Genomic DNA, 16,162 nt, shown 5'->3' with positions numbered 1-16,162 from the left:
ACGAGACGCTTGAATGACCGCTTTCCGCCATTGCCGCCACACCCGCCTGTCGCAGGCGCTGCTGCTCGCATCACTGTCGCCCCTGGCTGGCCTGGCCCAGCAGACCCCCGCTCCGCAACAGCTGGACGCGGTCACCGTCACCGGCTCGCGCATCAAGCGCGTGCAGGCCGAAGGCCCGGCGCCGGTGCAGATCATCGGCGCCGACGAGATCCGCGCGCAGGGCTTCACCACCGTCTACGACATGCTCGGCACGCTCAACCAGGCCATCGGCACGGTGGAGGCGGACGTCAGCTGGGGCTCGCATACGCCCAATGCCAGCCCGCTCAACCTGCGCAACCTCGGCCCCAACCGCAGCCTGTTGCTGGTCAACGGCCGCCGTGTGGCCGATTACCCGTTGCCGTACAACGGCCAGAGCAACGTTTCCAACTACAGCAACATCCCGGCCGCGGCGGTGGACCGGGTGGAAGTGCTCACCGGCGGCGCCTCGGCCATCTACGGCTCGGACGCGATCGCCGGCGTGGTCAACGTGATCCTCAAGCAGAACTACAGCGGCGATCAGTTCCGCATGCGCGGCGGCACCTCCACCGAGGGCGGCCGCGACACCGCCGACGTGTCCTGGGCCGGCGGGCGCACCGGCGACCACTGGAGCGTGACCTACGCGCTGCAGTACACCAGCCGCGACCCGCTGTTCGGCCGCGATCGCCCGCAGATGGACGACGCCAGCGATGCGCCCTATAGCGCCTGGACCACCGAACAGCGGCGGGTGGGGTTTCGCCCCAGCAGCGGCATTGCGCTGATCGACAATGCCACCGGCACCCGCCAGGCGCCGCCGCCCGGTGCCTGCGATCAGTTCGGCGGCGAGTACTACCTGGCCGACCGGCTGCTCTACAACCGCAATACCGGCGTCACCACCAATACCGGCCAGCTGTGCGGGCTGAGCGCCGACTACGGCCAATGGCTGCTGCGCAGCGGCAGCAAGGACCTGTCCGGGTATCTGTACGGCACCTGGGAGTTCGGCAACGGCGTACAGGCCTGGACCAATCTGGCGGTGTTCGACTCCGAAGCGCAGTGGGGCACCTCGCCGCCCTATGTGCAACTGCCGGCCGGGCTGGACTATCCGGCCTTTTACGATACCGCCAGCGGCCAGCAGCTGATCGGCGTGCGCCAGTTCACCGCCAGCGAGGTCGGCAGCCAGGCCGGCCTGCGCAACCGCAATCGCGAGCGCTCCTGGGACATCAGCGCCGGGCTGCGCGGCACCCTGGCCGACGGCCGCTTCGACTGGGAAGCCTCGCTGGGGCGCTCGTACTACCGGGTACAGGAGCGCATTTCCACGGTCGATTGGCAGCGCGCCAACGACTACTTCCTGGGCCCGCAGCAGGGCACGGTGGACGGGCTGCCGGCCTACACGCTGGACCGCGCGCGCTGGTGGACCCCGCTGACGCCAGGCCAGTACGCGCAGATCGGCGCGCATTCGGTCAACCGCGCCGCGTCCTGGGTCAACCAGGGAGCGCTCAGCCTGAGCGGTCGGCTGTTCGAGGGCTGGGCCGGGCCGGTCGAATTCGCCGCGGTGCTGGAAGCGGCCCAGCAAGGGTATCGGCTCAATCCGGACCCGCGTGCCAATGTCGATTACGAAGTGCAGAACGTCGACCGCGGCGGCGGCGAGCGCACCCGCTACTCGGGCGGCCTGGAGTTCGGCGTGCCGTTGACCGCCACGCTCACCGCCACCCTGGCCGGCCGCTTTGATCGCTATGGCGACTACACCGCATTCAACGACGCCGCCGACCAGTTGGACATCGGCACCCAGAAGGAATCCACCTGGAGCGCCGGCCTGCAGTGGCGGCCGATCGACAGCCTGCTGCTGCGCGGCAGCTACGCCACCAGCTTCCGCGCCCCGGACATGCATTACTTGCTCGGACAACCCAGCTCGGCGCAGGTGCGCACGCTCGACCAGTACCGCTGCATCGCCAGCGGTGCCTACCAGATCAACAACTGCACCGGCGACAACACCGAGGTGACTTATCCCTTCGCGATCAATCGCCGCGGCACCCCGGATCTGGAGTCGGAACTGGGCAATTCCTGGACGGTGGGGTTTGTCTGGGATGCGTTCGAGAACCTGTCGTTGACCGCCGACTTCTGGCGCATCCATCTGGAAGAAGAGATCCGCGACATCGATGAAACCACCATCCTGCGCGACGAGGCCGGCTGCCGCACCGGGCTGACCATCACGCCTGGCCAGGCCTGGTCCAACCCGGGCGGCGCCGATTACTGCGCCTCGATCCTGGCGCGCGTGCAGCGCAATGCGGCCGGCGCCATCACCGCCATCGAGCGCGGGCCGATCAACCTGGCCCAGCGCGATGTCAGCGGCATCGACCTGTCGGCGCGCTACCAGCTCAAGACCGGTGTCGGCGATTTCCAGATGGGGCTCGACTACACCAACCTGCGCTCGATGCGCGAGCAGACCTACCGCACCGACCCCAATCCCGAGCGTCGCGACCGCGATATCCGCAGCAAGCTGCGCGGCAGCGTGAGCTGGCTGTACGGCAACTGGAATGCCACCGTCTATGGCGATCGCGTCGGCGCGGTGCCGGGCGTGCGTTCGCACTGGGGCCTGGACCGGCTGGACAACCCCGGCGGCTGCGTGCCGTTCGCCGATGGCGGCGTGCCCGACGACCGCGCCAACTGCACCGACACCGATCCGGCCAGCCCCACCTTCGGCCAGAGCACCCGCAAGTACTACGGCCGCATCGGCCCGGCGATCACCTGGAATGTCAATGTCGGCTACCGCATCACGCCGGCGATGAAGCTCAACCTGTACGTCAACAACGTTTTCAACAGCACCGGCTACAACCACAAGGATCCGTACAAACTCGATTACGAGTTCTATAACAGCCGCCTGTTCAGCCCGGTCGGGCGCGAGATCGCGGCAGAATACGTGTTCGATTTTTGAAGCGCGCAATCGGCGACGCGTGCGTCGGATATGGACAGGTGGTGTTTGCGGCATCGTCCGGGCACGCAAGATGCCTGCCGATTCCGGGCACGGCCAAAACGCACGACGATGCCGGCGCCTTGGTGTCTCGTGTTGCGCGCACGTGTCGTGCGTCGGTCGCTGCGCATCGCAGCGGCGGGCACGCGCCTTCTACCTGCGGCTTTGGCCGCCCTCTCCCCCAAGGGGTTCTGCATGCTGTCAGTCGTACCGCCCAACCGTTCCACCGCGCGTGCTGCGCGCACGCCGTTCTGGCGCCGCGCCGCGGTCGGTCTGTGCCTGCTTGGCGTGGCCATGTCTGGCCCGCTGGCCGCGCAAGACCCGGCGCAGGTCAACACCTTCATCGGCAGCAAGGACGACGGCAATACCTATCCGGGCGTCTCGGCGCCATTTGGCCTGATCCAGGTCAGCCCGATCGGCGCGCACTACGCCGGCTGGCGCTATGACGACCCCAGCATTCGGGGCTTCGGCCATTCGTTCCTGTCCGGCGCCGGCTGCTGGGAGCAGGGCGGCCAGGTCTCGGTGCTGCCGGTCACCGGCCGCATCGGCCCTGGCGGCGACTTCGACACCAACGATGCCAAGGCCTTCGACCAGAAACGCTATGCCGCGCGCTACACGCACGATGGCGAAGTCGGCCAGGCCGGCTACTACAAGGTGCGGCTCACCGATTACGGCGGCATCGACGCCGAAGCCAGCGCGCTGACCCGCGCCGCGACCGAGCGCTACACCTTCGCGCCGGGCGCTGACACCGGCCATGTGCTGGTCAACGTGGCGCAGGCCAACGACCGCCATGTGGTGATCGGCAGCCAGGTGCAGATCGTCGGCGACCGCGTGGTCGAGGGCAAACTGACCACGCAGAGTTTCTGCGGCGGCCACGAATACACCACCTGGTTCCGGCTGGAATTCGATCGCCCGTTCACCGCGCATGGCGTCTGGGGCGAAGAGGGCGGTGTGCCCGGCGCGCGTCACGGCATGGGCGGCGAACTCAAACCCAACGGCGCCTGGCTCAGCTTCCCGCTGGGCAAAGACAAGCGCGCGCGTGCGGTGACCGTGGTCAGCGCCATCTCGCATGTGGATGCGCAAGGCGCCCGCAGCAACCTGCGTGCTGATGGCATGCAGGGCGGCAAACTGCTCAGTCTTGAACAGATGCGCCAGCGCGCGCAGCAGGGCTGGCGCAATGCGTTGGCCAGCATGCAAGTGGAAGGCGCCAGCAACGACGAGCGTTCCGTGGCCTATACCGCGCTGTATCACGCCTTGCTGCAGCCGCTGACCGGCAGCGATGCCGATGGCCGCTATCGCGGCTACGACGATGCGATCCATCGTGCCGATGGCTGGACCTACTACGAGTATTTTTCGCTGTGGGATACCTATCGCTCGCAAAACCAGCTGCTGGCCCTGCTGCAGCCGACGCGCGCGCGCGACATCGGCCGCTCGTTGCTGGCGATCCAGCAGCAAGGCGGCTGGCTGCCGCGTTGGGGCTACGCCAACTTCGACACCAACATCATGACCGGCGACCCGGTCACCCCGTTCCTGGTGGATCTGTGGCGCTTCGGCGCGTTGCAGGGCAACGAGGCGCAGGCGTATGCAGCGCTGCGCCAGAATGCGTTCGGCCAGCCGCCGATCAATTCGCGCCACGCCGGGCGCTCGGGCAATGCCAACTATCTGGCCAACGGCTTCGTGCAATACGACCGTGCGTTTCCCTCCAAGGGCATGGACGTGGACCCGCATCACGGCGGTTCGGCCACGCTGGAATACGCGCTGGCCGATTGCGCGCTCGCACAGATGGCGCAAGCGCTGGGTCACGGCGATGACAGCGCGCAGCTGCGCAAACGCGGCGGCAACTGGCACAACGTCTGGGATGCGGATGTGCGCGATACCGAGACCGGCTTTGCCGGCTTCCCGCGCCCGCGATTGGAAGACGGCAGCTGGTATGCGCCATCCGACGATCGCTACAGCCCACGCTCCGAGCACGGCTTCCACGAAGGCACCGCCTGGCAATACCAGTGGCTGGTGCAGCAGGACATCCCCGGCATGCTGCAGGCCATGCATGGCCGCGAACACACCGGTAAACGCCTGGACGCCTTCTTCGCCTACGACGATCTACTGAAAGATCCGCTCACTGCCGCACGCACGCACTGGGTGGTCGGCCCGTACAGCTATTACAACCAGTACCGCTACAACCCCAACAACGAACCGGACCTGCACGCACCGTGGATGTACACGCTGATCGGGCAACCGTGGAAGACCGCCACCGTGGTGCGCGCCGCGCAGCAGTTGTTCACCAATGCACCCAACGGCGTCACCGGGAACGACGACCTTGGCACCATGTCGGCCTGGTATCTGTTCAGCGCGCTCGGCCTGTATCCGGCAGTGCCGGGCAGCGGGCAATTCCTGCTGCATGCACCGCGTTTCAAGCGGGTCACGCTGAATCTGGGCAACGGCAAGCGCCTGCGCATCGACGCGCCCGGCGCCAACGGCCGCGCGCTGCAATACGTGGACAGCGTGCGTTGGAATGGAAAGCCGCAGCCGCAGGTGTTCCTGGATTGGGCGCAGCTGCAGCAGGGCGGCACGCTGTCGTTTGCGCTCACCCCGCAGGCGCCCACCCAAGGCTGGGGTACGCAAGCGGATGCATTGCCCACTTCATTCTGCGCCACACCTCAGGCGCAGTAACACCACGGCGGTTGAAGCCCCTCGCCCTGCGGGGCGAAAAGGCACAGCTTGCGCGCTACTGGCGCGCGTGGCTTGGAGCGCCCGCGCCGCAAGCACGGGCTGGGGCGCGGAGCGGGGGTGGGGTGAGGGTACGGGGCAAAGCCCTCGCGTTATCGCACTGCGCGCGGCTACGCTCGCACCCTCATCCGGCGCTACGCGCCACCTTCTCCTCCATGAAGGGGAAGAAGGTCCCGAAGAGAGAAGGACGCTCAGCCCGCCTGATTCAACCGGCTATTGCGTCGCCCATATGCCAGGTACACCACCACGCCCAGCGCATTCCATAGCAGGAACCAGACCTGCGTCTTGCTCGGCAAACTCCAGAACAGGTACAGACAGCCGCCGATCGCCACCAGTCCCACCACCCACGCCAGCGGCGTGCGGAAGGCGCGCGCGCGGCCGGGCTCGCGCACGCGCAACACCAACAGGCAGGCCGCCACCGCGGTGAATGCGGCCAGCGTGCCGGCATTGGCCAACGCGGCAATTTCGTCCAGCCGGGCCACGCCCGCCAGTGCTGCCACCAGCACCGCGGTGAACAGCGTGATCGCCACCGGCGTGCCGGTGCGTGCATTGACCTTGGACAGGCCGCGCGGCAACAAGCCATCGCGCGACATCACGAAGAAGATGCGGCTCTGCCCGTACAAGAACGCCAGCAACACCGTCGGCAACGCAATGATCGCCACCGCACCGATCACCAGGGCCGCCTTGCCGTGGCCGAGTTCGCGCAGGATCAGCGCCAACGGCTCGGGGCTCTTGCCGAACACGGTAAAGCTCATCGCACCCACCGCCGCCAGCGCCACCAGCACATAGATCAAGGTGCAGCCGATCATCGAACCGACGATGCCGATCGACAGATCGCGTCCGGGGTTCTTGGTTTCTTCGGCGGCGGTGGAAATCGCATCGAAGCCATAGAACGCGAAGAAGATGATGGCCGCCGCTGCCATCACGCCGCGCTCCACGCCATCGGGACCCATTGCCTTGGAGAAGCCATACGGCATGAACGGCTGCAGGTTGGCGCTGTTGAAGGCCGGCAGCGCAATGGCCACGAACACGCCCAGCGCGATGATCTTGAACACCACCAGCACGGCATTGAGCGTGGCGCTTTCCTTGGTACCGGCCATCAACAGGCCAGCCACCAGGAAGGTGATCACCACCGCCGGCAGGTTCACGATGCCGCCGGCATGCGGCCCGGCAATGAGTTCATGCGGCAAGCCCACTCCCAGCCATTGCAGGAACCCGACGAAATAGCCCGACCAGCCGACCGCCACGGTGCTGACCACCAGCGAGTATTCCAGCACCAGGCTCCAGCCCACCACCCAGGCAATGCTCTCGCCCAGCGCGGTGTAGCTGTAGGTATACGCACTGCCGGCAGCCGGCATCATCGTGGCCATCTCCGCATACGCCAGCGCCGCGCAGGCGCAGACGATGCCAGCCGCCACGAACGACAGCAGCACCGCGGGGCCGGCCTTGTCGGCGCCCACGCCGATCAGCGTGTAGATACCGGTACCGACGATGGCGCCGATGCCCAGCGCGATCAGATGCGGCCAGCTCAGGCTGCGGACCAGTTGCCGGCCAGTCTCGTGCACGGTGACCTGATCGATGGATTTGCGCCTGAGCCAAGACGACATGCGGACCTCGCAGGAATCAAAAGAATGCGCGAGTGTCGCCCAACGCAGCGCAGCAAAGCTATCGGTCCAAGGTCATGCGGTGGCTATGCCCGGGCAAGGCGGGCACGCGACGGCATCAACTCATGCGCGGCGCATCGTGCCTATCCTTGGCCAAGCACCACCATCCATCACGGCGTGCGCGATCGACGGCACGCGTTCGCCCACCACACTGCCGCTCACTCAATCGAGGCGCGATGCGGCGGGCGCGCGTTGCGATAGATCAGCTGCACCGCCCAGGCACCGGCAAGCCCAACCACACCGGCAGCGAAGTGGCTCCAGTCCAGCACCCGCGGCGCCGCGCCATTGGCGTCATGGCCCCACAGGTTGAACCACAGCAGCACCAACGCGGTGATGCCCATGCCCATCCAGAACCACAGCCGGGTTCCGCCGATCGCATAGATCAGAAACGGCAACGCCGCTCCGATCAGAAAATGCACCGGGAAAAAATACGCCGTGCCGTAGGGGCGCATCAGGTACCAGACGATCGCTGCGAACGTGCCCAGAAAAACGAACAGGCCAAGCGCCAGCAGGCGGGTTTGGTTGGTGGCAGTGGTCATCGGCAAGTCTCGCAAAAGCAGACCCTCACCCTACCCATGCCCAGGTCAATGCAGTGCGAGCGTGCTGCATGCATCGCTTCGGCGGTCTGGTTCGCTTCGCACAAAGGCGACGTGCAGCATCACGGTGCCGTGCAGCCATGGCGCTGAAATCCGGCGCGTGTCTGCAAGTATGCGTAATACGCCGCCACCGCAGGCAATGCCGCATGCGCGATGGGGCTGGCGACCCAGCGCTGTGTCGACACCCCCAGTACGATGTCGGCAAGCGTAAAGCCTGCGCCCAGAACGAACGGACCGCCGCGCTGCAGCTGCGCATCGAGGATCGCCATGTGGCGGTTCCACTGCTCCACGCTCGCCGCAATCGCCTGCGCATCGGTATGCGCGGCGCTGCCACGCACGGTGGCCATGAATGCGTAGCGCCAGGCGGTATTGAGTTCGGTGGCCTGCCAATCCATCCATTGCTCGACCAATGCGCGCGCGGCGGGCGCGGCCGGCAGCAGATCATCGCGTTGGCTGCGCGCGGCCAGGTAGCGGCAGATCGTGTTCGATTCCCACAGCACCAGTTCACCCGCGCGGATGACCGGCACCAGCGCATTGGGGTTGAGTGCGCGAAATTCCGGCGTCTGCACCGAAGCAAAACCGCTGCCATAGGCATGCAGCGTGTAGTCCAGCCCCAGCTCATCCCACAACCACAACACTTTGCGCACATTGATCGAGCTCGGCTTTCCGTAGATCTCCAGCATGTGTTCCTCGGTGATGCGCGTGATGGCCGGCCGTTGGCGGTGGTGATCCGTGCTGCCTGCAACCCCGCACGCGCCTTGTGCAGCGCGCGCAGCCGAGTGCATCCATGCACGCTGCGGTCAGTCGCAGAGCGGTGCATTCTCGCCGCTGTACTCTTGCGCCGCTACAGCTCGATCTTGCCCGCGTATGCATCGCGCACGCTCTGGCTGATGTAGGTGCTCAGCCCGCGTCCGGCCGTGGCAAGCCGCTGCATGGTCGCGACCGCCTCGGCACCGGCGCTATCGGCGGTATACACATAGGTCTCGCCGCTGCGAAAGCGCACGGCGATGGCGTCGTCGGCCAGCGCGTAGGCCACCACGCCCGAGTGGCCGTCGCGATTGCCATAGCGCTGCATGCGAACCGGGCGGGGTGCGGTCATGCCGGCAGGCTAGAACCGCTGCAGTGATGGGCGCTTCAACGAACACGGCAATAACGCGCTGCAGCCCGCAGGCCATGCGACATCGAAACAGGTGTGCTGGCCATTTCAGCGTCATGGCCCAGCCGTGCAGCCACCGTTTGCACGCCGGCCACGCGAGGGCCGCCGTGATGGCAGGTACCGCGCGTGTGGCAGATGGCGCAGCGCATGCAGGTGTGGCGTGTGGATGATGCGCGTCTGCGCGCATCGCATCGACCGCCGGCCTTCTGTCTAGCCAAGCGATCGCGCCGATCGCGCCACTGCGATCACCGCATCACCCCATACCAACCCCATCGGCCTGCAGCGGGTACAACGCCGTCAGCGCCTGGCAGCGCTGCGCAAACAGCGCATGCAATTGCCGGATCGCTGGCGAAAACTGCTTGCGGTGCGGGCACACCAGCTGCAGCGGCAGCCGATCGCCGTACTCGGGCAACAGCGCCTCCAGCCGCCCGGCCTGCACGTCTGCGCACACATCCAGCCACGACTTGTAGGCAATGCCTTCGCCGGCGACTGCCCAACGCCGCACCACATCGGCGTCGTCGCACAGCATCGCCCCGCGCACCGGCACCACGTGGCGGCGGCCGTCCAGGTCGAATTGCCAACGGTCGTAGGCGCGCCCGGCCAGCACGTACAGCAGGCAGGCGTGCTCGCGTAGCGCATCCAGCGTGGCGGGGCGCCCGTGGCGCTGCAGGTAGGCGGGCGCGGCCACCAGTACGCGGCGGTTGTCCGGTGCCAGCGGCAATGCCACATGCTCTGCATCGTCGATACGGCCGAGCCGAAATGCCACATCCACCGGCGCGCGATACAGGTCGGCCACCTGATCGGACAGGTGCAGGCGCAGGGTCAGCTTCGGGTGCGCGGCGCGGAATTCGGTCAGCCACGGCAGCAGCACGTTGCGCCCCAGGTCCGACGGCGCCGTCACCTGCAGCAACCCCTGCAGCGCACTGTCGGCGCCCCGCACATGCTCGCGCCCGTCGCGCAGCAACTCCAGCACGCCGCGCGCATAGGGCAGGTACTGCTCGCCCTCGGCGGTCAGCCGCAGGCTGCGCGTAGACCGGGCGAACAGACGCAGATCCAGCGCGCGTTCCAGCCGGGCCACCGCCGCGCTGGCCTGTCCCGGCAACAGATCGGCCTCGCGCGCTGCGCTGGAAAAACTGCCCAGCGCCGCGGTCCGCACGAACAGCGCCAGGTCGTCGAAGCGGACCATCTTCACTCCAGTGGTGAAAGTGCTTGTGCAGTTTGCCGGTTTTTCCGTGAATCCAGGTGGTTGACGATGCAACTCCCTCCCGCACGACGCCTGCCATGAAAGCCATCGCCTACCCGCAACACGGCCTGCCCATCGACGATGCGCGCGCGCTGATCGAACTCGAGCTGCCGCTGCCCACCCCCGGCCCGCGCGACCTGCGCGTGCGCATCCACGCCGTGTCGGTCAACCCGGTCGACACCAAGGTGCGCAGCAACGCGGCAGTGGATGCCCCGCGCGTGCTGGGCTGGGACGCCAGCGGCGTGGTCGATGCGGTCGGCGAGGCGGTCAGCCTGTTCCGCCCCGGCGATGCGGTGTACTACGCCGGCGCGCTGACCCGCCCGGGCACCAATGCCGAGTTCCACCTGGTGGACGAGCGCCTGGTCGGGCGCAAGCCGGCCACGCTCGACGACGCTGCGGCCGCCGCATTGCCGCTCACGGCCATCACCGCCTGGGAGCTGCTGTTCGACCGGCTCGGCATTGCCGAAGGCGGCGGCGAAGGCCAGGCATTGCTGGTGGTCGGTGCGGGCGGGGGCGTGGGCTCGATCCTGGTGCAGCTGGCGCGCACGCTGACCAAGCTGACCGTCATCGGCACCGCCTCGCGCCCGGAAACCCAGGATTGGGTGCACGCACTCGGCGCGCATCACGTGATCGACCACAGCCAGCCGCTGGGCGAGGGCCTGCAGCGGATCGGCATCGCGCAGGTGCAGCACGTCGCCAGCCTCACCCACACCGACCAGCACTTCGCCCAACTGGTCGAGGTGCTGGCCCCGCAAGGTCAGCTGGCGCTGATCGACGACCCGGCCACGCTGGACGCGCTGCCGCTCAAGCGCAAGAGCGTGTCGCTGCACTGGGAGCTGATGTTCACCCGCTCGCTGTTCGAAACCCAGGACATGATCGCCCAGCACCATCTGCTCAATCGCGTCGCCGAGCTGGTGGATACCGGCGTGCTGCGCACCACCCTGGGCGAGCACTACGGCCGCATCACCGCCGACAACCTGCGCCGCGCCCACGCCGCGCTGGAATCGCACCGCACCCGCGGCAAGCTGGTGCTGGAAGGCTTCTGAGCGCAGAGGCCTCACGCACGACAGCGCTCTGGCATGGCCGCTGTCGTGCAGCCGCACCCTTCAGCGTTGGCACGCGATCGCCGCTGGCCAAGATCCGCGACGCAGCTATTGCGACAGGCGCCGCTACACTGCGCGCATGTCATCTCAATCCCTGATCCTTCTCGGGCTGCTTGTCGTAGTCCTCGTGTTGCAGCTGCTGGCGCTGCTGCGACGTCCGTCCACCACCGCGCTGGAACATGCACTGCGCGCCGAGCAACGCGATGGCCGCGGCGAATTGCGCGAGCAACTCGAAGGCCTGGCGCGGCAGCAGGACGCCCGCCTGGAAACCTTCGCGCGCAACCTCACCGAGTTGTCCACGCGCACCGACCAACGCCTGGACCTGCTGCGCGACGCGCTCGGCGAAGACGCCCGCAAGGCGCGCGAAGAAAGCGGCCTTGCACAACAACGCACCGGCGAGCTGCTGACCCTGCGGCTCACCGAATTGCGCACCCAGCTCGAAGGCTTCGGCCAGCAACAGGAAACCCGCATCCACGTATTCGGCCAGCAACTGACCGAGCTGATCGCGCGCACCGATACGCACATGGCCGCGCTGCGCGACGCGCTGGCCGAAGACGCCCGCAAGGGCCGCGCCGAAGCCGGCCAATCGCAACAACGCTTCACCGAAGCGCTGGGCCAGCGCTTGAACGAACTCACCCAGCGCAACGAACTGCGCATCGGCGAGATGCGCGCCACGCTCGAGCAACAGCTGGCCAACCTGCAACACGACAACGCCAGCAAGCTCGAATTGATGCGCGCCACCGTCGATGAAAAACTGCAGACCACGCTCAACACACGCCTGGATGCCTCGTTCAAGCTGGTCTCCGAACGGCTGGAACAGGTGCAACGCGGCCTGGGCGAAATGCAGCAGCTGGCCACCGGCGTGGGCGACCTCAAGCGCGTGCTCACCAACGTCAAGGACCGCGGCGGCTGGGGCGAAGTGCAGCTGGACAACATCCTCGAGCAGACGCTGACGATGGAGCAATACGCCCGCGGCGTGCGGGTCAAGCCCGACAGTGCCGAAGCGGTGGATTTCGCAATCCGCCTGCCCGGCCGCGGCGACGAGCAGGTGGTCTGGCTGCCGGTGGACGCCAAGTTCCCGCGCGAGGACTACGAACGCCTGATCGACGCGCAGGAAAAGGGCGACCTCGACGCGATCAAGCAGTCGACCGTGCAACTGGAACGCGCCATCCGCATCCAGGCCAAGTCGATCAGCGACAAGTACGTCTGCCCGCCGCACACCACCGACTTCGCGGTGATGTTTTTGCCCACCGAAGGGCTGTATGCCGAAGTGATCCGCCGTGCCGGCCTGGTCGATCTGCTGCAGCGCGAACACCGCGTGGTGCTGGCCGGCCCCACCACGTTTACTGCCTTGCTCAACAGCCTGCAGATGGGCTTTCGCACGTTGGCGATCGAAAAGCGTTCCAGCGAGGTCTGGCAGGTGCTGGGCGCGGTGAAGAGCGAGTTCGGCAAGTTCGCCGGCATTCTGGAAAAGGCCGAGCGGCAGATCAGCACCGTCGGCAAGAGCCTGGGCGAAGCCAGCCGCAAGACCCGCACCATCGAACGCCGCCTGCGCGGGGTGGAAACCCTGGCCGGCGAGCAATCGCAGGCGCTGCTGGACGATGGCAGCGACGACACCGGCACCAGCAGCGAAGACGACAGCACCGACGAGCAGGCGTGATTGGCTGCCGACGCCGATGCATGGCCTGCGCAGGCGACAGCACACGTAGGAGCGCACCCGGGCGCGAGCCGCTTTACCGATAACGCTTCATCGCGCCCGGGTACGCTCCTACGAATGCAGGTTTTCGGCACGTGCTTGCGCCGATCGCCAGCACATCGCGCAGACATCGCCACCGCGATGCTTGCACCCACCTGATTCAAGACGAGAGTTTCAACATGGCGACCCGATGGATCCACGCAGGGCTCTGCGCGCTGCTGCTGACTGCCTGCAGCAATGCGCCAACCGCCTCCCCTGCCTCGCCAGCCGCGCAGGCCCCTGCTGCACAAACCAGCGCCGACGCCGCTGCCTGCACCGCAAAGGGTGGCCAACTGCGCCCGGTCGGCCGCATGCAGGTTCCGCGCTGCATCGTGCCGTATGCCGATGCCGGCAAGACCTGCACCGACAACAGCGATTGCAGCGGCGACTGCCTGGCCACCAGCATCGTGCCGACCGGCGCGGCGGCCACCGGGACCTGCCAGCGCGACAGCGATCGTTTCGGTTGCCGCCAGGAGGTGGTCGGCGGCAAGGGCCAGGCGGCGTTGTGCATCGATTGAGGGCTTCGAAGATGGCCGAGCGCGGGTCCTGGCCGGTCAGCCTTTCGGCCCGTGGGCGCCGCTGCAGACAACTGCCAGCCGCGTGAGCCAGCGGCATCGCTCGCTCCACCCTGGCCGTTTATGCTCTCGGCTCTACCTGTCCAGGACGCATCGATGAGCCAGACGCTGTACGACATTCCCGTGACCCGCATCGACGGCCAGCCCACCACCCTGGCCGACTACCGCGGCAAGGTGCTGCTGGTAGTCAACGTCGCCTCCAAGTGCGGCCTGACCCCGCAGTACGATGGCCTGGAAGCGCTGTATCGCGACAAGCGCGCACAGGGCCTGGAAGTGCTGGGGTTTCCGGCCAACGACTTCAACGGCCAGGAGCCGGGCAGCGAAGCGGAAATCGCGCAGTTCTGCCAGCTCACCTACGATGTCACCTTCCCGATGTTTGCCAAGATCGCCGTCACCGGCGACCAGGCGCACCCGCTGTATCGCGCACTGACCAGCACCCATCCGCACACCACCGGCGAGGGCCCGATGCGCGAAAAACTGGCCGGCTACGGCATCGCCCCCAACCCCGCGCCCGGCGTGGTGTGGAACTTCGAAAAATTCCTGATCGGCCGCGACGGGAAGATCATCGACCGCTTCGCTCCGGATATTCCCGCCGACGATGCGCGCCTGCGTGCGGCAGTGGATGCGGCGCTGGCCACCCACGCATAGCGCGCTGGCGGCATTGCGATGACGCGTCACGTTCTTATCGGGAGCCAGGGAACAGGCAATGACCTTCAATCACTTCTTCAGCTCTTCAATACTCGCGTTGTCGATGGTGACTGGCTGCTCGCACATGCCCGGCACGGCGTCCACCCCTGACACGCAGGCGGAGCGGTACATCGTCGACTGTTCTCGCGACTGGGCAGAGTCTGTCGTGACAGGAGATCGGTCAAAGCGCAGGATTTACTTTGCCGACGACTTCATCGGGACTGACACCAAGGGCCGCAGATACGATAAATCCCAGGTCACTCGCGAGACCGGTCCTGCCAAACAGATCATGTCCAACACACTCGACGAAATAAACGTCAGATTCTTCGGAGAGACCGCGATCGCACACGGGAGCGAAACGTGGACCCGTAAAGACGGGTCTACGGGCCGGTATGTCTGGACCGATATCTGGATCAAGCGGAGTGGTCGGTGGCAAATCATCGCTGCGCAGGATGCAGCGGTACCGACACCGCCTCGCAACGACGGCACCTAGCACTGCTGTCACACCGAGGCGCTTGGCAATGCGGGCGTTCGTCGTGACGTCGCAACGGGTCCGCCTGGTGCCTAACACACAAAAAAGCCCGGGATCGCTCCCGGGCTTTTACATTCATCACTCGCCAAAACCCTAACCGCTCAACGCACCCAGTTCGGGATCGGCATGGCGTTACCCGGCACGGTATTGTCCTTGTCGTCGCGCAGGTATTCCGGCAGCTCGTTGTTCTTCTCGCGATGGCTGCGCAGATCGCGGGTGATCTGGTAATTGCGGCGCTGCATCCACGCATCGCGGGTCAGCGCGTATTCGTCCGGCGCCTGGTCGCGCAGCGAATCCAGCGACATCAGCTGCGCGCGCGTGTCCACCAGCTGCAAGCCCTGCAGGGCGAAGCGCGTACCGCCGTCGTCCACCTGGCGAATCCACGACAGCGGAATATCGCCCGCCAGCCCGAAGGTGTCGCGCACGGTGCGCGGGCCGAACAACGGCAGTTCGAAGTAACGCGAATTGCGCCAGCCCCACGCGCCCAGCGTCTGGCCGAAGTCTTCGCTGCGCCGCGGGATGCCGGCCGCCGAGGCGGGGTCGAACAGCCCAGCCACACCCAGGGTGCTGTTCATCACAAAGCGCCCCAGCGACTGCATCGCATGGACCGGGTGGCCTTGCAGCAGCTGGTTGACCATGGTCAGCGGCGTGCCCAGGTTGTCGAAGAAGTTGGTCACGCCCAGACGCGCCGGGCTCGGCACCACCTTGGTGTAGGCCGTCGCCAACGGACGCGCCACGCCACGGTCAACCGCCATGTTGAAGCGGTGCATGCCGCGGTTGTAGCGCTCCCACGGGTCGTATGCCGGCGCCGCGCCCGGTTGTGCCGGCGCACCGTTGGCACCTGCTTGCGGGGTGGTCGGGCCATACAGCGCATCGAAATCGCTTTCGGCATCGGTGGGCGCGCCTGCAGCGGCGGTGCCGGTACCCGCCGCGGCCTGCGCATCGGCAGGAGCAGCAGCGCTCGCCGGCAGCGCGTCCGGGGCGGCCATCCCGGCGGCGGCCGGCTGCGCGGTCACTCCGGCATCGTCGCGTACCGGCGCCTCGGTCGCAGGCGCGATGGCGGTACCGCCCGACGGCGGTGCGGATTTGGGCGCCTGGCTGGCGCAGGCACCCAGCAGCAGGCTGGCCAACAACGGGAGAGAACGGAACTGGGTCATGGGC

Annotated in this window: 13 protein-coding genes; 7 read left to right on the top strand and 6 right to left on the bottom strand. The window is 67.0% G+C overall.

The window, feature by feature from the left end; translation table 11 throughout:
• The first annotated feature begins 13 nt into the window (after positions 1–13).
• Together ACCQ07_RS21280 and ACCQ07_RS21275 are read left to right on the top strand one after the other, a co-directional pair.
• Complete coding sequence (locus ACCQ07_RS21280; protein WP_127171044.1) at positions 14–2,947, top strand: TonB-dependent receptor domain-containing protein; 2,934 nt, start codon at positions 14–16, stop codon at positions 2,945–2,947.
• 231 nt (positions 2,948–3,178) lie between these two features.
• Positions 3,179–5,653 (top strand): GH92 family glycosyl hydrolase, encoded by a 2,475-nt coding sequence (locus ACCQ07_RS21275; protein WP_372363652.1) that lies wholly within the window; start codon positions 3,179–3,181, stop codon positions 5,651–5,653.
• A gap of 248 nt (positions 5,654–5,901) precedes the next feature.
• Here the strand turns inward: ACCQ07_RS21275 and ACCQ07_RS21270 are convergent, their stop codons facing one another.
• The 5 genes from ACCQ07_RS21270 to ACCQ07_RS21250 all read right to left on the bottom strand — a co-directional run bounded on the left by ACCQ07_RS21270 (position 5,902) and on the right by ACCQ07_RS21250 (position 10,312).
• On the bottom strand, positions 5,902–7,317 hold the full coding sequence (locus ACCQ07_RS21270; protein ID WP_372363651.1) for an amino acid permease: 1,416 nt from the start codon (positions 7,315–7,317) through the stop codon (positions 5,902–5,904).
• Positions 7,318–7,532: 215 nt separating this feature from the next.
• Complete coding sequence (locus tag ACCQ07_RS21265) at positions 7,533–7,913, bottom strand: hypothetical protein (protein WP_008573095.1); 381 nt, start codon at positions 7,911–7,913, stop codon at positions 7,533–7,535.
• 119 nt (positions 7,914–8,032) lie between these two features.
• Positions 8,033–8,653, bottom strand: coding sequence for a glutathione S-transferase family protein (locus tag ACCQ07_RS21260; RefSeq protein ID WP_372363650.1), 621 nt, complete (start codon positions 8,651–8,653; stop codon positions 8,033–8,035).
• Between the two features lie 161 nt (positions 8,654–8,814).
• The gene (locus tag ACCQ07_RS21255) at positions 8,815–9,045 is read right to left on the bottom strand and encodes a hypothetical protein (protein WP_029820556.1); all 231 of its coding nucleotides are present in this window, start codon (positions 9,043–9,045) and stop codon (positions 8,815–8,817) included.
• A gap of 334 nt (positions 9,046–9,379) precedes the next feature.
• Positions 9,380–10,312, bottom strand: a complete 933-nt coding sequence (locus ACCQ07_RS21250) for a LysR family transcriptional regulator (RefSeq protein WP_126952606.1) — start codon at positions 10,310–10,312, stop codon at positions 9,380–9,382.
• A 95-nt stretch (positions 10,313–10,407) separates the two neighbouring features.
• Between ACCQ07_RS21250 and ACCQ07_RS21245 the strand changes: the two genes are divergently transcribed.
• The 5 genes from ACCQ07_RS21245 (at position 10,408) to ACCQ07_RS21225 (ending at position 14,962) form a co-directional block, all read left to right on the top strand.
• The gene (locus tag ACCQ07_RS21245) at positions 10,408–11,415 is read left to right on the top strand and encodes a zinc-binding alcohol dehydrogenase family protein (RefSeq protein WP_218497362.1); all 1,008 of its coding nucleotides are present in this window, start codon (positions 10,408–10,410) and stop codon (positions 11,413–11,415) included.
• Between the two features lie 184 nt (positions 11,416–11,599).
• Entirely contained in the window at positions 11,600–13,132 is a 1,533-nt protein-coding gene (locus tag ACCQ07_RS21240) for a DNA recombination protein RmuC (protein WP_186379751.1), read from the top strand.
• Between the two features lie 191 nt (positions 13,133–13,323).
• Positions 13,324–13,725, top strand: coding sequence for a hypothetical protein (locus ACCQ07_RS21235; RefSeq protein WP_031425245.1), 402 nt, complete (start codon positions 13,324–13,326; stop codon positions 13,723–13,725).
• A gap of 153 nt (positions 13,726–13,878) precedes the next feature.
• A complete protein-coding gene (locus ACCQ07_RS21230; protein ID WP_372363649.1) occupies positions 13,879–14,430 on the top strand; it encodes a glutathione peroxidase in 552 nt (183 codons plus the stop codon).
• A gap of 58 nt (positions 14,431–14,488) precedes the next feature.
• Positions 14,489–14,962 carry a nuclear transport factor 2 family protein gene (locus ACCQ07_RS21225; protein ID WP_122273453.1) on the top strand — a complete coding sequence of 158 codons (474 nt, stop codon included), beginning with the start codon at positions 14,489–14,491 and terminating at the stop codon, positions 14,960–14,962.
• A gap of 140 nt (positions 14,963–15,102) precedes the next feature.
• Here ACCQ07_RS21225 and ACCQ07_RS21220 read toward each other — a convergent pair whose 3' ends face one another.
• Entirely contained in the window at positions 15,103–16,158 is a 1,056-nt protein-coding gene (locus tag ACCQ07_RS21220; protein ID WP_071118269.1) for an MlaA family lipoprotein, read from the bottom strand.
• Positions 16,159–16,162: the final 4 nt, after the last annotated feature.

The organism is Xanthomonas sp. NCPPB 3583 (assembly GCF_041475715.2).
In the GTDB taxonomy this organism is placed as follows: Bacteria; Pseudomonadota; Gammaproteobacteria; order Xanthomonadales; family Xanthomonadaceae; genus Xanthomonas; species Xanthomonas euvesicatoria.
This window is presented reverse-complemented; position numbering and strand designations above follow the sequence as displayed.